The sequence below is a fragment of the Nitrosomonas sp. Is79A3 genome, from assembly GCF_000219585.1.
Lineage (GTDB): Bacteria > Pseudomonadota > Gammaproteobacteria > Burkholderiales > Nitrosomonadaceae > Nitrosomonas.
Genome location: NC_015731.1, coordinates 217,277 through 233,421, shown reverse-complemented (window position 1 = coordinate 233,421; position 16,145 = coordinate 217,277). Strand labels below are relative to the sequence as shown.

The window sequence follows — 16,145 nt, the reverse complement described above, 5'->3', positions numbered from 1 at the left end:
TTAAATTCGTTGATACGGAATTTCGCTTTAGCGTATCATAAGACCTTCAGAAATATCAGGTATCGATCAAGATTCAAGCCCCTGTTTCGTACCGTTTATCCGATTGCCGTTCAGTAAAATTATGAAAAAAACACAGGTAATGCAATTGTTGCTGATCATTGTATTGATCACGCTATCCCATCCTGTTTTTAGTCAACTGCAAAGAAATTTCCCGCCCGATAGCAAACTGGGTAAACTTACCGCAGTTACTTTTCCGCAGTTCACCATCAATGATCAGCAAATGATCATGGGGGCGGGCGGGCAGATCCGCGGTATCGATAATATGATTATTCTGCCGTCAACGGCGAATTATGTCGGTTTGATTCGCTACCAGTTGGATATCATGGGCTATCTGCACCGGATTTGGATTTTGACGCCGGACGAAGTAAAAGCGGCGGAACATGAAGGGCAGCAGATACCCGCACCGAAAAAACGTTTTTTCTTTTTTTAACATAGCACTAGACAATTTGTGAGTAACAAGCTTTATATTAAAACCTTTGGTTGCCAGATGAACGAGTATGACTCGGACAAAATGGCCGATATCCTGCACGCCGCCTATGGCATGGAATCCACCGATGATCCGGCAGAAGCCGATATCATTCTGTTCAATACCTGTTCAGTGCGCGAAAAAGCACAAGAAAAAGTATTTCATGATTTGGGCCGTGTCCGGCATCTGAAAGAAAACAATCCCAATTTATTGATTGGCGTAGGTGGCTGCGTGGCCAGCCAGGAAGGCAAAGCGATTGTCAGCCGCGCGCCGTATGTGGATGTTGTTTTTGGTCCGCAGACGCTGCACCGGTTGCCGCAACTCATCGAAACCCGTAAGGCAACCGGCCGTTCACAGGTTGACATTTCGTTTCCTGAAATTGAAAAATTCGATCACCTGCCACTCGCTCGTACTGAAGGCGCCACAGCTTTTGTTTCAATTATGGAAGGCTGCAGCAAATATTGCAGTTTTTGCGTGGTGCCGTACACGCGCGGCGAGGAAGTTTCGCGCCCGCTGGATGACGTGTTGACAGAAATTGCCATTCTGGCGGATCAGGGCATCAAGGAAATCACGCTGCTGGGGCAGAATGTTAACGCTTATCTGGGTGTGATGAATGACGGCGAGATCGCTGACTTTGCCTTACTGCTTGAATACCTTCACGAAATACCGGGAATTGAGCGCATTCGTTATTCTACTTCACATCCGAAAGAATTCACCGCCCGTTTGATTCAGGCTTATAACCATTTACCCAAACTGGTCAACCACTTGCATCTGCCCGTGCAATCCGGTTCCGACCGGGTGCTGGCGGCGATGAAACGGGGATATAGCGTATTGGAATACAAATCGATCATCCGCAAAGTACGCGCGATACGCCCGGATATTTCAGTAACTTCTGATTTCATTATTGGTTTTCCCGGAGAAACTGAGGCAGATTTTGCAGCAACCCTCAAATTGGTTAAAGATATGAATTTTGATGATTCCTATAGCTTTATTTACAGCCCGCGTCCGGGCACACCAGCTGCTGATTTGCCCGATGACACGCCGCAGGAAGTCAAACTGGAAAGATTGCATCGATTGCAGGCGCAAATTAATCAGCAATGCGGAAAAATCAGCCAGCAAATGATCGGTTCGGTACAACGGGTACTGCTGGAAGGCGTATCCAAAAAGAATGCGGATGAATTTTTTGGACGCACGGACAATAACCGTGTCGTCAATTTATCGAGCAATCCCGAGCAGGTCGGCTGTTTTGTGAATGTACGCATCACCGAAGCACGATCGCATACGTTGCGCGGTGAAATAGTGCATGAATAAGAGATACCCGCAGAAGGGTTTTACTTGCAAAGTATCCCGCCCGCTGAGAGAATTGCAATATCGTAACAGCATCACTTGACATTGAAACCTACACCCCTCGAAATTTCTTTCACGCCAGCCGATAATCAGCGACTCGCGAATCTTTGCGGCGCATTGGATGAAAACCTCAAACAGGTTGAAACCGCATTGGATGTAGCCATTTCACGTCGCGGCGAACATTTCAGTTTATCGGGAAAATCCGGCCAGACACAACTGGCGGCACAAGTGTTACGCAATTTCTATAATCAATCGCAACAGCATCTGAGTCTGGAGCAGATTCAACTCGGCCTGATCGAAGCATTGAATCCACAGAACATACCAGGCCAAACCGATGATTCGGACAAGGCCGCAACCCTCAAGCAGCCCGCACTGCTGACACGCCGCAGCAATTTATATGGCCGGACCCCGCGCCAGGCGCAATACCTGCAACAAATTCAGGAACACGACATCACTTTTGCCATCGGCCCGGCCGGTACCGGCAAAACCTATCTCGCTGTGGCCAGCGCAGTGGATGCGCTGGAACGCGGTTTGGTCTCGCGCCTGATTTTGGTCCGTCCTGCCGTTGAGGCGGGCGAGCGTTTAGGGTTTCTACCCGGCGATATGACCCAGAAAGTTGACCCTTATTTACGCCCGCTGTATGACGCATTGTATGATTTAATGGGATTTGAAAAAACCTGCAAGCAATTTGAGCGCAATACGATTGAAATCGCACCGCTGGCTTTTATGCGCGGACGCACGCTGAATCAGTCATTTATTATTCTGGATGAGGCACAAAATACCACACCGGAACAAATGAAAATGTTTTTGACGCGTATTGGCCTGGGTTCCAAAGCAGTGATTACCGGCGATGTGACACAAGTAGATCTGCCCAAACATCAGAAAAGCGGACTGGTGGAAGTCCAGCAGGTGCTCAAAGATATCCGCGGCATTGCTTTCGCTCATTTTAAATCCGAAGATGTGGTAAGACATCCTCTCGTGCAACGCATTGTCCACGCCTATGAAAAACACGATAAACGCAAGCAGGAATCCTGACAAACAGTACGCATGGAGAAATCATTCAAGCTGACGGTGCAGTATGCGACGGACAGCAAAGACGTACCCGCAAGGCCGTTGTTCCGCCGCTGGGTTAAAGCCGCGCTGATGCAGGAAGCTGAGATTGTTTTACGCATTGTGGATGAAGCGGAGGGGTGTGAGCTGAACCATCAATTTCGCAATAAAGAGTATGCGACCAACGTGTTAACTTTTGTTTATGACGATATGCAACCGTTAACGGGCGATATCGTACTTTGTGCGCCGGTCGTCAGCAAAGAAGCGCAGCAACAGCATAAAAACCTGACTGCACATTACGCGCATCTGACTGTTCATGGTATTTTGCATTTGCAAGGGTATGATCATATTGAAGAGGCCGAAGCAGTTGTGATGGAACAAATGGAAACACAGATACTAGCCCGGCTTGGCTATGATGATCCGTATACAGAGCATGGCAACGCAATTTCACCGCAATAATCCTATTAAAAATCTTTGCTTGGATAGTCAGCAAAGAAAATCTTTAATCCCTTTTTCTTTTACATCAACAGGAATTACTCGACATCATGGACGAACCTCCTCCTAAAAGCGGCTGGTTGGAGCGGTTAGGCGCTTTGCTGATCCGCAAACCGGAAGACCGCGAACAACTCATTACCGTTTTGCATTCTGCCTTTGAACGGAATTTACTGGACTCGGATGCTCTCAGCATGATCGAAGGCGTCATGCAGGTCTCAGAAATGCAGGCGCGCGACATTATGGTACCGCGCTCGCAAATGGATATCGTCGATATCAGTGATACACCCGAGAAGTTTATTCCGTTTGTGATCGAAGCCGCGCATTCCCGTTTTCCGGTCACCGAAGGCAGTGAAGACAACATCATCGGCATTCTGCTGGCAAAGGATCTGCTGCGTTATTACGCCAGTGAAGAAGAATTTGCTATGCGCGACATGTTGCGGCCAGCTGTATTCATTCCGGAATCCAAACGGCTGAATGTTCTGCTCAAGGATTTCCGCAGCAATCGTAACCATATGGCCATTGTCGTCAATGAATATGGCGGTGTAGCCGGTCTGGTCACCATCGAAGATGTGCTCGAACAGATTGTCGGGGAAATTGAAGACGAATACGATTTTGACGAGGAAGAAGACAACATCGTCATGGAAGCGGACGGACTTTATCGTGTCAAGGCGATTACCGAGATTGAGAATTTCAATGAAGTGCTCGGTGCAGGCTTCAGCAACGATGACTATGACACGATCGGCGGTTTGGTCCTCAGCAAATTTGGCCGTTTGCCGGTCCGGCACGAATCGGTTGTTATCGGTAACTTCAAATTTACCGTGCAACGCGCCGATAGCCGCCGGTTACACATCCTCAAGGTGGAAAAACTCGCAGCAGCGCCGGAAACCAGTGCAGAATAAAACTTTCGCGCACTATCCGGAAGCGCCTGCGCATTACCCTGCCCATGTCTAAAATCACCACCCGTACGTATGATTCGCATACTTTCGAAGCTCTCAGCGGCAGCGGATTATCGCCGGTACTTGCGCGTATTTATGCCGCGCGCGGCATTGAAAATTCCAGCCAGCTTGAAACAGAACTGGCACACCTGGTTCCGTTCGGGCAACTGAAAAATATCACGGCGACGGCAGCGCTGCTGGCCGATGCCATTGCAGCAAAAAAACGCCTGCTGATCGTAGCGGATTATGATTCCGATGGCGCAACGGCATGCGCGGTCGGAATCCGGATTTTGCGCAAATTTGGCGCGATTGTTGATTACCTGGTGCCGAACCGTTTTGAATTCGGTTACGGACTGACCCCGGAAATTGTGCATTTGGCGCATACCGTCAAGCAACCGGATATCCTGATTACCGTCGATAACGGCATTGCCAGCGTCGAAGGCGTGTCTGAAGCCAACCGGCTGGGCATGCAAGTAGTGATTACCGATCACCATTTGCCTGGGGATGAATTGCCCGCGGCCATGGCCATAGTCAATCCCAATCAGCCCGGCTGCCCTTTTCCGAGCAAAAGTATCGCCGGTGTGGGCGTTATTTTCTACCTGATGCTGGCTCTGCGCGCTGAATTACGCCAGCGCGGCGCTTTCACCGCATTGGGACAGGAGCCCAATCTCGCCGGATTTCTTGATCTGGTGGCACTGGGAACGGTCGCCGATGTGGTCAAACTGGATAGTAACAATCGCATTTTGGTACAGCAAGGCCTGCAACGCATCCGCAAAGGACGCGGTTGCGCAGGTATCAACGCACTGTTGCAGGTGTCGCGGCGGGAGTATCAGCAAATCTCCACGTATGAACTGGGCTTCATGCTGGGCCCGCGATTGAACGCAGCCGGGCGGCTGGACGATATGTCGCTGGGTATTGAGTGCTTGATTACCGATGATGCAGCGTATGCGTCACAAATTGCCAAACAATTGGACGAGCTTAACCGGCAGCGCCGCGAAATCGAGTCCACCATGCAGGAAAGCGCGTTACTCAAGCTGGAAGACACGCTCAAAACCCGGCAACCGGAAATACAAGCCGCCTACAGTATCTGCCTGTTCGATGCCGATTGGCATCAAGGTGTCATCGGCATACTCGCTTCGCGCATCAAAGATAAACATCATCGCCCGGTCATCATTTTCGCACCCGGCAATGACGGTGAAATCAAAGGCTCCGGCCGGTCGATCAACGGCTTTCACCTGCGCGATGCATTGGATCTGGTTGCCAAGCGGCATCCTGAGCTGATCCTCAAATTCGGCGGTCACGCAGCCGCAGCGGGATTGACGATCCATGCCCATCATTTTGAGAAATTCTGCGATGTTTTTGAGCAAGTTGCACAAACCCTGCTGACACCGGCCGATTTAACGCGCGTGATCGAAACCGATGGCGATTTGGAGACTTCTGACATTAATTTGGAACTGGTTGAATACCTCGACCGGCAAGTGTGGGGACAAGGTTTTCCGCAACCGTCATTCAATGCGCGGTTTTATGTTGAAAGTCAGCGCATCGTAGGTGAAAAACATTTAAAACTGAAATTAAGAAAACTGGATTCCAGTAGCCAAGGTCAAGCGGCGCGGAAATCAGAGGATTCTTACGACGGCATTTTGTTTTTCCATAACGACCCGCTGCCCGATCTCATCGATGCGGTTTATCGTCTACAGATCAATGAATATAATGGCAAAACAACTTTACAATTGCTGCTGGAGCATTGGTTTCACACAGAGAGTGAGGTGAACGACGATGCACACTGAATTCACGCTGAATGGCGAATTGGCTGCTTTGCCGCATTTTGTAACCAGTCTGGCGATTGGTCTATTAATCGGGCTGGAGCGCGAACGCAATCCAAGCTCGCGGGCAGGATTAAGAACATTCGCATTGGTCGCGTTATTCGGCACGCTGGCCGCCATGCTGTCGGAAAAAGCCACGCCCTGGCTGCTGCTGGGCGGCCTGCTGATCATCGGTTCGATGATGATCGCTGCTTATTTTCGTCTCAAAGACGACAGTGCAGATCCAGGCACGACCACCATAGTCGCTATTCTGGTGTGCTATGGTCTGGGTGCATCGGTTTGGTATGGCAACGACACACTGGCCGTTATGCTGGCCATCATCACCACGGTATTGCTGTATTTCAAAGCAGAACTGCACGGCATTACGCAAAAACTGAGCCGGCGGGATTTAATTTCCATACTGCAGTTTGCCGTGCTGACTTTTATCATTTTGCCGATACTGCCGGACAAGAACTACGGGCCTTATGAAGCGATCAACCCATACCAGATCTGGTTAATGGTGGTTTTGATATCCGGCGTCAGTCTGGCTGGTTATGTCGCACTACAACTGATCGGTCCACGCCACAGTGCGGTGCTGGGCTTATTCGGCGGACTGGTTTCCAGCACCGCCACAACATTGATATACGCCCGCCGCAGCACTGAAAACCCAAATTTTATTCCGCTCGCTGTCGTAGTTATCCTGCTTGCCAATTTGACGGTACTGATCCGCTTGGCTATCGTCAGTGCGGTGGCTTCTCCCGCCATATTGCCGCAGTTATTGCCCATTTTAGGCAGTGGTTTTCTGTTCGGATTAGGTGTTACAGCTTATTGGTGGTATCAGTTAGAACAGCAAAATGAGTTACCTGTGCCAGAAACCAAAAATCCAACCGAAATGCGCACGGCAGCGGCTTTCGGGTTGATCTATGGCATCGTGCTGTTTTTTGCCGCATGGCTATCCGACATCGCTGGCAGCAGCGGACTGTATGCCGTCGCGTTAGTCTCCGGCCTCACGGATGTCGACGCCATTACCCTGTCGAGCCTGCGCTTATATGAATTGGGTAAACTGGAAGCCACTCAAGCTATCACGGCTATTTCGCTCGCAATACTCTCTAACATCGGATTTAAACTTGGTCTCATATTCTTCATCGGCAACGGGTTACTGGCAAGAAAATGCATCTCGGGTATGCTCGCAACGGCTGCAGGCATTGGATTGGCGCTGCTATTCTTTTTCTAAAAGAGCTCGCTGGTTACCCTGACCAACTCAACTATGCGTGTCATGTACGAATGGAGAATTTCATTATGGCGCTGAAAACGCAGCAATCAGAAACTATTATCACCAAATACAACGTAAACCAGGTATCGAATGGAGTTTTTTATCGGCCGTAATGAGCGGCGCTTGATGCGCAATGGCGGTCGCGGCAATCAATCTATCACCCGGATCATCATGCGGAATAATACCGCTTTCAGCTAACGCAGCGATAGCCGGTGTGATCGAAAGAATCTGCAACTCCAGTGACATAACAATATCATCCATATACGAAGCGGATGTGTGTTGCGCAGGCAGTACCAATCTGTTTTTACGGAACAGCAAAGCAATTTCCCAGAAACTAATGGCGGCACAGGCCAACTTACCGTCCGTCAGGCCATGCTCCACAGCTTGTTGAGCAGTTATCGTCAAACGCTCGCGGCAATCTGCCCAGAATAACAAAATATGGGTATCACAGATTATCAGCATCGCCTTTCCATTTTTCATCCAGAGGAGCAAGGATGTCACCAACAATGACCGTGCCACGCAGTGCATCCAGACGATTAAGCGCTGCCTCACGTTCGCTTTTTGTGTGGTCAGGAATGATATGGGCAATGGTTTTGCCGTGCAAGGTTATTGCAATTGCTTCACCTGCTTGCACTTGTTTAAGATATTCGGGTAAATGCTGGCGTAATTCGGTCACATTCACTGATGTCATGGGGGAGCCTATAATGTACATAATGTATGTACATTATAGGCATTTGCTTGCGTAAAGCAATGCATTTGAAGTGCGAGGATAAAGCTTATTGCTTAGCTGGCCCAATTTTTGTCGGTGATCTCTTGGGCGAAATTCATTGGATCGAGATCATTTGATTGAACCTGGCTAACAGGAGAAATCACTCTGTTTCTCAATCTGACAGCTTCCCATTCAGCAATTCCAGCACGCCACCCGTCTCCGTATGGCGAATACGTGTAATCCCGCCATTGCTGATTTTGATTCGATACAGGCCGGACGGAGAAGCATGGACTGTTTTTGCAATAATGGCACGCATCACACCGGCGTGCGCGACGATTAGAACATGGCTTCCGCGATAGTGCTCGATGGTTTCTTCATAAGCAGAGCCAACGCGCTGGATAAAATCGTCGAGCGGCTCTGCGGCATGCGGCCGATGGTTGACTGGGTCTTTCAGAAAAGCATGATATTCATCGGCTCGGTCAATTTTCACTTCATCATGGCTCAACCCTTCCCATGCGCCAAACCCGACTTCCTTAAAACGCGATTCAACAGCGACATTGATTCCACGACGCTCCCCCAATTCATGGGCAAACCTCTGGCAGCGTTGTAGCGGCGAGGTGATGATTTGATGCCATTCGGCATATTCGCCAACGGCGTTCCACATTTGCGACCACCCCTTTTCGGTAAGCGGATCATCAATGTTGTGGCCGCGATAACGGCGCCCGCCTGCTGGCTCGCCGTGGCGGATTAAATCAATAACAGTTTCTGTCATACCATTTCAGCCGGGTAATTTTGATGCGGTAAGTTTATCGGATAGCGTAGATTTCTCGCTATCCTCTGATATGGCAATTATTCACGGGGTCCTAACAAAACTTGTGTGATTATTGGTATTTTAGTAATTTCCCAATTTAATATCTGAGCCGCTGGTTTTCTTAACGACGCCCAGCGCGATATCGACATATTCAGCGAATTCCAGCGCATCTTCTTCGTCAATCGGTGTCGCCAGCACAAAATCCGCATGCCTGCGTGCTTCTGCTTTCCTGCCTTCGTCATACAATACCTCGGCATAAAAAGCGCGCGTAATGATATCTCGTGGAAACAATTCGTGCGCGCGCTTCAGGTGCACAAGCGCTTTCTGGTTACTGCCAAAACTGATGGGGAATCCCGGAAGTTTGTGATACATACGGCCCAGCGCTCTATGCGCGCCGGCATTTTCGTATTTTTCATCCAGAGTGACCACTTTCAATAGCATTTTTTCCATCGGCCGAAGCATTCTGAATGCATTCACTATGCCGCTATCTTCAGCCATTTTTCCCATCGCCGCAGCTTTCCAGAAGAGGCCTCTCACATCATTTGCGTTCAAAGCAAGCGCCTGGTCGGCAATGGCAATGCACCGTTCAAACAATTGAACACGGCGATTTTTATCCATCTCGAGTTGCGCAATCATAAACTTCAGGCGGGAAAGCTCGGCGATGGCGGTTGATTCCTGCGAATTCCGCGTCAGATCGCGAAACCAATCGATTGTTTCCACAAGCAGCGGCGTATCGATGGCGTATCGCCAGACAGCCAGTTCAATTTTCTGTTTATTTTCTTCAGTCAATAAAGTCGGAGAAATACTTTGCGCAAAAACCGGTGCGGTCAAGCAAGCAACCGCAATCACCATGATTGTAAAGAAGGCAATCCTTCTCTCCAATTTTTGCATTCCCGACTTTATAAGAGCGCTCATGTTCAATCCGTTAAATACGCTGTTTCTTGATCAAGGGTGTAATATTCTACGATAAATATCAGTCTTTTTAGGACAAGTCTGTTAAGGATAGTCTTATTTGATTCAGATTCAAACCATGAATAAAGCGAAAATTTACGCTTTAATAAGAAATCTGCCGACGGCAAACTCTCATGCGAAACAGAAGATGACTTAAAACTGGCCTATAATATGCGGTTTTTATTCAAGATCAGTCTTTTCATGGCATTGCAATACTGTGATACCGCATAAAATGCAACAGCACACCCTACCCACACCCGGCGCCTTGTTACGCTACGCTGATTTTGATGGCTCGAGCGACGCGCTATTTCTCGCGCAACTCGCCCAGCAGGCGAAACCTGTCACGATCATCACTGCCAATGCACTGGATGCGCAAAGATTATTGGAAGAAATTCCCTACTTTGCACCGGAATTAAGAGCGCATCTGTTACCGGACTGGGAAACACTGCCTTACGATACTTTTTCACCACACCATGATCTGGTTTCGGAACGGCTCGCGACACTCTATCAAGTAATGAATGGCGCCTGTGATGTGCTGATTGCGCCATTGACTACGGCGCTGTATCGCATGCTACCGCGTGAATATCTCGCCGCGCATACTTTTTTCCTGAAACAAGGTGAGGTGCTGGATCTGGCCGGATTACGCAGTCAACTGACTTTTGCGGGTTACTCGCACGTCACACAGGTTTTTTCACCTGGTGAATACAGTGTGCGCGGCGGCTTGATTGATTTATTCCCGATGGGCAGCCCGCTGCCGTATCGCATCGATTTACTGGATAACGAAATCGACACCATCCGCACGTTCGATGTCGATACCCAGCGCAGCATTTATCCGGTCAAAGAGATCCGCCTGTTACCTGCGCGAGAATTTCCATTGGATGAAACCGGGCGTACCTGCTTCCGTGGTAATTTCCGCGAGAAATTCGAGGGCGATCCATCCAAAAAACAAATCTATAAAGATATCAGCAAAGGTCTGACACCCGCTGGTATCGAATATTATTTGCCGCTGTTTTTTGAGCAGACGGCAACCTTATTTGATTACTTGCCGGAAAATACGCTGCTTTGCCTGCACCAGGATGTCCGTCCGATCATCGACGAATTCTGGCGCGATACCCAATCGCGCTATCAATTGTTGCGCGGTGATAGCGACCGTCCGCTATTGCCGCCGCAGGAATTATTTTTATCCAGCGACAGCTTCTTCGGCAAATTAAAGCCGTATGCGCGCATTGAGATTCTATCCAATGGACAAGATCTCAAGCTGGCGGCTAAAAAATCTACTGCTCCGCTGCCCTCTGTTCAAGTCAACCGCCACGCGGAAAATCCGCTGGAAAAACTGGCTGAATTCGTCACCCGTTTCACGCAATCCGGCGGACGCATCTTGCTGCTGGCGGAAAGTATGGGGCGGCGCGAACTCATTGCGGAATACCTGAATCAGTACGGTTTGCACCCGGACAGCTGTCAGGATTACGCGCAATTTCTAAGCAGTTCTCAGCCCTTCATGCTCAGTGTTGCACCGCTGCACACCGGTTTTATCCTGGAATCAGCGCGACTCGCGTTTATCACCGAAAGTGAGATGTATTCGACCCATGTCTATGGGCGGCGTGAACGTGAGGCGCGCAAGACTACCTCGACCGATAATATTCTGCGCGACCTGTCGGAAATCAAACCGGGTGATCCGGTGGTGCATGAGCAGCACGGCATTGGCCGCTATCTCGGTTTGGTGAGCATGGATGTGGGGGAGGGGGAGCCCGGTGAGTTAAGCGAATTCTTATCATTGGAATACGCAGGCGGCGACAAGCTCTACGTGCCGGTTTCACAACTGTATCTGATCGGGCGTTACAGCGGCGCTGCCCCGGAATCGGCACCGCTGCACAAGCTGGGCAGCGGTCAATGGGATAAAGCCAAACGCAAAGCCATGCAGCAAGTGCGCGACACCGCGGCGGAGCTGCTGAATCTGTATGCCCAGCGCGCAGCGCGTGAAGGCCATACTTTTACGCTTAGGCCGCATGATTACGATGCATTTGCCGAGGGATTCGGTTTTGAGGAAACCGCTGATCAAGCGGCGGCGATCAAAGCGGTCATTGCAGATTTAACCTCAGGGAAACCGATGGATCGCCTCATTTGCGGCGATGTCGGATTCGGCAAGACTGAAGTGGCACTGCGTGCCGCTTTTGTCGCCGTTGCCGACGGTAAACAGGTTGCTGTCCTGGTTCCGACCACGCTATTGGCTGAACAGCATTTCCAAAATTTCTCCGACCGCTTTAGCCTGATTGCCGACCAATGGCCGGTCAAAATTGCTGAACTGTCGCGCTTCCGATCCGCCAAAGAACAAACCCTGGCGCTAGCGGGCCTGGCCAAAGGCGAAATTGACATTATTATCGGCACGCACAAACTGATTCAGAAAGACGTTCACTTCAAGAATCTGGGCTTGGTCATTATTGACGAAGAGCATCGTTTCGGTGTGCGGCAGAAAGAAGAATTAAAAAAACTACGCGCGGAAGTCGATGTGCTGACACTCACCGCCACACCGATTCCACGCACATTGGCGATGTCGCTGGAAGGGCTGCGCGATTTCTCCATCATTGCCACCGCGCCACAGCGCCGCCTTGCCATTCGTACTTTTGTCAGCAGTTTCTCGATGGGTATCATCCGTGAAGCTTGTCTGCGCGAACTCAAACGCGGCGGGCAAATCTATTTTCTGCACAATGAAGTCAACACGATTCAGTTGATGTACGAAAAACTCTCCGGTCTATTACCCGAGGCGCGCATCAATATTGCCCACGGGCAAATGCGGGAACGCGATTTGGAACATGTCATGCGGGATTTTTATCAGCAGCGCTTCAATATCCTGTTATGCACCACTATCATTGAAACCGGCATCGACATTCCCAGCGCCAATACCATCCTTATCAATAATGCACACAAATTTGGCCTGGCACAATTGCATCAATTGCGCGGGCGGGTGGGCCGCTCGCATCATCAGGCTTACGCGTATCTGCTGACACCGCCTGAAGAAGCGCTGGGATCGCAAGCCAAAAAACGCCTGGAAGCAATTCAGGCGATGGAAGAACTCGGTTCCGGGTTTTATCTCGCCATGCATGATCTAGAAATTCGCGGCGCCGGTGCGGTACTGAGCGAATCACAAAGCGGAGAAATGCAGGAAATTGGCTTTAGTCTGTACAGCTCCATGCTGGATTCTGCCATCCAATCCTTAAAACAAGGCAAAGAGCCCGATATGCAGCACCCATTGGGCGTTGCCACAGAAATCAATCTGCACGTTCCGACTTTATTGCCGGAAGATTATTGCCATGACATTCACGAACGCTTAGTGCTGTACAAACGCATGGCCAACTGCAGCGACGACGAACAGCTCGACGACATGCAACGGGAATTGGTCGATCGCTTTGGCTTGCTACCCAACCCAACCCGCGCACTGCTCGACTGCCACCGCTTACGCATCGCCGCCAAACCGCTCGGCATCACACGCATTGACGCCAGCGCCGACAGCGTCCAAGTGCAATTCATCCCGAATCCGCCGATCGACCCGCTAAAAATCATCCAACTGATCCAAAGCAGCCGGGAATATTCGCTATCCGGTCCGGATCGATTGAAAATTTTGGTGAAAATTGAGGATGTGAATAAGCGAGTAATGCGGATGAAGGAATTGATTCAGAAGTTGAACACTAATAACTGAAGTATCTCTTTTTCTACTACTCTATGAGAACTGAAATGCGTCAAATATCTTTTAGACATCCGGCATTTCCATCCGCCGCGCACCAGAACTCGACAACTTATGTTTGACTCGATAGTTTATAAAAACTCAATCGGCCCCGGCCCGCTCATTGATATTGGCACCCTTGCTGAAAGCCTACTTTTCTACGAACGAGTTGCGGTGATTGGAAATACTGGGACGATAAAAGATCTCCTTGCACGCATTCCCCCATTTATCGTACTGTCATTGATGCGCGAAGGACGTCTGGAAATCCATTACCTGGCAGATCAGACTGGCGTATCAACTACGGAGATGAGTAATGGACGATCGATTCATAGTCTAGTGAGATTCTCTTCTCCAGATCACACAATCGAGCAAATCGGCCCTCAAACGTTTAAAGATGCTGCAGGAGGAACAACCCAGGCTAAGCTTGGCGCTAAGCAGTTTACGAACTTACTGCGTTCACTAGACCACTCAAAATTCGATCAAGCCTCGGTACTTCAAGCTATAACGGACAACCTTGCAACAGAAGCATCGGTGCAAGCACTTGTTCGAAAGATTTCACCAAGCTTCAATTACACAAATAAGAATTACTTTAGGATAGAACGAGAAGAGGATGGTTTCTATGTTGATACGAATATCGATTTCACGCGACTGAACGCGCTGTATCACCAAACCGTCCCGCCTCAACACTCATCTCTTACAGAAGCATATTTCTTAGCACTTATTCAAGGCGCATACGAAGCAACATACTTTGCAGGCGAACTAAATTCCGAAGTTGCAGTCCACCCAATGGAGCAAGTCGTTCAAGCGGGAGCAGTTGATGCCGTCGTTCGGCGTCACAAGCGCAGTGAGTCGCAGATCGGAAATTTTGTAGAGCTTACTCTGGCTGATGGCAGAAAAATCAGAGAAGCGGTTAATTCAGGCGTCGTAACCTTTGCTGCTGTTGTGAAGCTCTTGAAATCCGCCGACAAGTTCCGCCATTGGTTAAAACAGCAACCTGTAGATGCAAATCTACTGCGATCATATTACCAAGAGACTATCAAAGACTCCTGGGCTGATAGATTACCGACTAAGAGCGTGCGATGGAGCATTTTTACGGGACTTGGTCTTGCTGCTGACTCTCTTGGAGCAGGAGGATTGGGAACCGCAACAGGTGTAGCGATCAGCGCGGTGGATTCCTTTCTCTTGGATAAGTTATTCCGAGGCTGGAAGCCGCATCAATTTGTCGAAAGTGATCTTGTTTCGCTATTCGACCCAAACAATACCAGAATTGCCCGCCGATAATTACTGACAAGAAGCATCATTGAGTCAAAGCATCATTGGGGTAGATCTATAACCAAGAATAATTGTTCTTGTGGCATTAGGAGTTGCGGCAAATAAGAAATGCTCGCACACTTCAAGAAATATTTCGTGCAGCCCACTGAATTCAAACAATAGCCTTGATTATTTATGCATAATTATCTATTCTTGTCTGCGTCGTAGAAGGAGGCATCATGAGAACTACTTTGGACTTACCTGAGAGTTTGTTGAGCGAAGCGATGCGTGTAACGCACACCGAAACCAAAACAGCCGTTATCGTGTTGACACTAGAGGAGTTGATCCGGAAATCAAAAATCTCGGATCTTAAGAAATTCAAAGGGAAAATCGAATTGGGTATTGATCTTGATGAAACACGGGCACGACGGTAATGTTGGTACTGGTCGACACATCTGTTTGGATCGATTATTTTCGAGCCGGTAATAAGTCAGCCGAATTGGATGATCTCATCGAAGATGAGCATTATCGTGATCAACGAGCTAATTTTGGCTGAATTGATTCCCTTCTTAAAGCTGAAGCGCCTTTACTGAGAGCGGGGATAAGTCATTATTTATGCATTTTGAGTGGGATCCGAAAAAAGCCGCGCTTAATCATCGTAAGCATGGTGTTACTTTTGAAGAAGCAACCAGTACGTTACGTGATTCATTTTCAGCTACTACCCGTGATCCTGATCATTCGGAAGACGAAGAACGATATATAACATTTGGCGTTTCTTCCCAAGGACGTTTGCTCACGGTATCGCATACGGAAAGAGGAAATGCAATTAGAATCATATCGGCACGATTGGCCACAAATGCTGAGAGGCAAATTTATGAAGAAGATTGAACCTGAAATGGCAGACGAACTGAGACCGGAATATAAGCGGTCTGATTTCGGTAAGATTGTACGCGGCAAGTATGCAAATCGTATCAAGGCGGAAACCAATGTGGTACTTCTTGAACCTGATATTGCAGAGGCTTTCCCTAATGATGAGGCGGTCAACAAAGCACTGCGGCATTTGCTGGAAGAGGCAAAAACTCTAGCCAGCTTAACGCAGCAACCCAGCAAATCCAGTTAACGCTCTGGTACCGTACTATTCAATAGTACAATTACCCTGCCCATCGTTGTGGTCGCGTTTTGTGTTTTGCATTTATTTCTGAAAGAAATGGATGCAGATTCCTAAAAATTGCTTATTTCCTTTTTCAAATTACTATACATAACCATTCGCCTCAAAG

16 protein-coding genes are annotated in these 16,145 nt (G+C 49.0%); 12 read left to right on the top strand and 4 right to left on the bottom strand.

Annotation, left to right across the window (positions count from 1 at the left end; all coding sequences use genetic code 11):
• Positions 1-121 precede the first annotated feature (121 nt).
• From NIT79A3_RS01000 to NIT79A3_RS00970, 7 genes are all read left to right on the top strand, one after another.
• Positions 122-490, top strand: coding sequence for a hypothetical protein (locus tag NIT79A3_RS01000; RefSeq protein WP_013964412.1), 369 nt, complete (start codon positions 122-124; stop codon positions 488-490).
• Positions 491-508: 18 nt separating this feature from the next.
• Positions 509-1,837, top strand: coding sequence for a tRNA (N6-isopentenyl adenosine(37)-C2)-methylthiotransferase MiaB (gene miaB / locus NIT79A3_RS00995; protein WP_013964411.1), 1,329 nt, complete (start codon positions 509-511; stop codon positions 1,835-1,837).
• An 81-nt stretch (positions 1,838-1,918) separates the two neighbouring features.
• Entirely contained in the window at positions 1,919-2,908 is a 990-nt protein-coding gene (locus NIT79A3_RS00990; RefSeq protein WP_041360437.1) for a PhoH family protein, read from the top strand.
• A 12-nt stretch (positions 2,909-2,920) separates the two neighbouring features.
• Positions 2,921-3,382 carry an rRNA maturation RNase YbeY gene (gene ybeY / locus NIT79A3_RS00985; protein ID WP_013964409.1) on the top strand — a complete coding sequence of 154 codons (462 nt, stop codon included), beginning with the start codon at positions 2,921-2,923 and terminating at the stop codon, positions 3,380-3,382.
• An 86-nt stretch (positions 3,383-3,468) separates the two neighbouring features.
• Positions 3,469-4,317 (top strand): transporter associated domain-containing protein, encoded by an 849-nt coding sequence (locus NIT79A3_RS00980; protein ID WP_013964408.1) that lies wholly within the window; start codon positions 3,469-3,471, stop codon positions 4,315-4,317.
• Positions 4,318-4,361: 44 nt separating this feature from the next.
• The gene (gene recJ / locus NIT79A3_RS00975; protein ID WP_013964407.1) at positions 4,362-6,140 is read left to right on the top strand and encodes a single-stranded-DNA-specific exonuclease RecJ; all 1,779 of its coding nucleotides are present in this window, start codon (positions 4,362-4,364) and stop codon (positions 6,138-6,140) included.
• Positions 6,130-7,389, top strand: coding sequence for an MgtC/SapB family protein (locus NIT79A3_RS00970; RefSeq protein ID WP_013964406.1), 1,260 nt, complete (start codon positions 6,130-6,132; stop codon positions 7,387-7,389). Before recJ ends, NIT79A3_RS00970 begins: the two co-directional genes overlap by 11 nt.
• A 99-nt stretch (positions 7,390-7,488) precedes the next feature.
• Here NIT79A3_RS00970 and NIT79A3_RS00965 read toward each other — a convergent pair whose 3' ends face one another.
• The 4 genes from NIT79A3_RS00965 to NIT79A3_RS00950 all read right to left on the bottom strand — a co-directional run bounded on the left by NIT79A3_RS00965 (position 7,489) and on the right by NIT79A3_RS00950 (position 9,863).
• On the bottom strand, positions 7,489-7,890 hold the full coding sequence (locus tag NIT79A3_RS00965; RefSeq protein WP_013964405.1) for a type II toxin-antitoxin system VapC family toxin: 402 nt from the start codon (positions 7,888-7,890) through the stop codon (positions 7,489-7,491).
• Positions 7,874-8,119, bottom strand: a complete 246-nt coding sequence (locus tag NIT79A3_RS00960) for a type II toxin-antitoxin system prevent-host-death family antitoxin (RefSeq protein ID WP_013964404.1) — start codon at positions 8,117-8,119, stop codon at positions 7,874-7,876. Before NIT79A3_RS00960 ends, NIT79A3_RS00965 begins: the two co-directional genes overlap by 17 nt.
• Positions 8,120-8,309: 190 nt before the next feature.
• Complete coding sequence (gene cobC / locus NIT79A3_RS00955) at positions 8,310-8,909, bottom strand: alpha-ribazole phosphatase family protein (protein WP_013964403.1); 600 nt, start codon at positions 8,907-8,909, stop codon at positions 8,310-8,312.
• Positions 8,910-9,029: 120 nt separating this feature from the next.
• Positions 9,030-9,863, bottom strand: a complete 834-nt coding sequence (locus NIT79A3_RS00950; RefSeq protein WP_013964402.1) for a TRAP transporter TatT component family protein — start codon at positions 9,861-9,863, stop codon at positions 9,030-9,032.
• A gap of 268 nt (positions 9,864-10,131) precedes the next feature.
• On the opposite strand from NIT79A3_RS00950, the gene mfd reads away from it, so the two are divergent.
• The 5 genes from mfd (at position 10,132) to NIT79A3_RS00925 (ending at position 15,988) form a co-directional block, all read left to right on the top strand.
• A complete protein-coding gene (gene mfd, locus NIT79A3_RS00945; RefSeq protein WP_013964401.1) occupies positions 10,132-13,593 on the top strand; it encodes a transcription-repair coupling factor in 3,462 nt (1,153 codons plus the stop codon).
• Positions 13,594-13,692: 99 nt separating this feature from the next.
• Positions 13,693-14,898 (top strand): hypothetical protein, encoded by a 1,206-nt coding sequence (locus NIT79A3_RS00940; protein WP_013964400.1) that lies wholly within the window; start codon positions 13,693-13,695, stop codon positions 14,896-14,898.
• 209 nt (positions 14,899-15,107) lie between these two features.
• Positions 15,108-15,302, top strand: a complete 195-nt coding sequence (locus tag NIT79A3_RS00935; RefSeq protein ID WP_013964399.1) for a type II toxin-antitoxin system VapB family antitoxin — start codon at positions 15,108-15,110, stop codon at positions 15,300-15,302.
• Between the two features lie 181 nt (positions 15,303-15,483).
• Entirely contained in the window at positions 15,484-15,756 is a 273-nt protein-coding gene (locus tag NIT79A3_RS00930) for a BrnT family toxin (protein ID WP_013964397.1), read from the top strand.
• Positions 15,743-15,988 (top strand): hypothetical protein, encoded by a 246-nt coding sequence (locus NIT79A3_RS00925; protein WP_013964396.1) that lies wholly within the window; start codon positions 15,743-15,745, stop codon positions 15,986-15,988. The genes NIT79A3_RS00930 and NIT79A3_RS00925 overlap by 14 nt, the downstream gene beginning before the upstream one ends.
• The last annotated feature ends 157 nt before the right edge of the window (positions 15,989-16,145 follow it).

Bases quoted from the DNA above. Each gene is read 5' to 3' on its own strand.
- NIT79A3_RS00965 (WP_013964405.1), bottom strand. From the start codon at position 7,890: ATGCTGATAATCTGTGATACCCATATTTTGTTATTCTGGGCAGATTGC.
- NIT79A3_RS00940 (WP_013964400.1), top strand. From the start codon at position 13,693: ATGTTTGACTCGATAGTTTATAAAAACTCAATCGGCCCCGGCCCGCTC.
- NIT79A3_RS00925 (WP_013964396.1), top strand. From the start codon at position 15,743: ATGAAGAAGATTGAACCTGAAATGGCAGACGAACTGAGACCGGAATAT.
- ybeY (WP_013964409.1), top strand. From the start codon at position 2,921: ATGGAGAAATCATTCAAGCTGACGGTGCAGTATGCGACGGACAGCAAA.
- NIT79A3_RS00930 (WP_013964397.1), top strand. From the start codon at position 15,484: ATGCATTTTGAGTGGGATCCGAAAAAAGCCGCGCTTAATCATCGTAAG.
- mfd (WP_013964401.1), top strand. From the start codon at position 10,132: ATGCAACAGCACACCCTACCCACACCCGGCGCCTTGTTACGCTACGCT.
- NIT79A3_RS00960 (WP_013964404.1), bottom strand. From the start codon at position 8,119: ATGACATCAGTGAATGTGACCGAATTACGCCAGCATTTACCCGAATAT.
- NIT79A3_RS00970 (WP_013964406.1), top strand. From the start codon at position 6,130: ATGCACACTGAATTCACGCTGAATGGCGAATTGGCTGCTTTGCCGCAT.
- cobC (WP_013964403.1), bottom strand. From the start codon at position 8,909: ATGACAGAAACTGTTATTGATTTAATCCGCCACGGCGAGCCAGCAGGC.
- NIT79A3_RS01000 (WP_013964412.1), top strand. From the start codon at position 122: ATGAAAAAAACACAGGTAATGCAATTGTTGCTGATCATTGTATTGATC.
- recJ (WP_013964407.1), top strand. From the start codon at position 4,362: ATGTCTAAAATCACCACCCGTACGTATGATTCGCATACTTTCGAAGCT.
- NIT79A3_RS00950 (WP_013964402.1), bottom strand. From the start codon at position 9,863: ATGAGCGCTCTTATAAAGTCGGGAATGCAAAAATTGGAGAGAAGGATT.
- NIT79A3_RS00980 (WP_013964408.1), top strand. From the start codon at position 3,469: ATGGACGAACCTCCTCCTAAAAGCGGCTGGTTGGAGCGGTTAGGCGCT.
- NIT79A3_RS00935 (WP_013964399.1), top strand. From the start codon at position 15,108: ATGAGAACTACTTTGGACTTACCTGAGAGTTTGTTGAGCGAAGCGATG.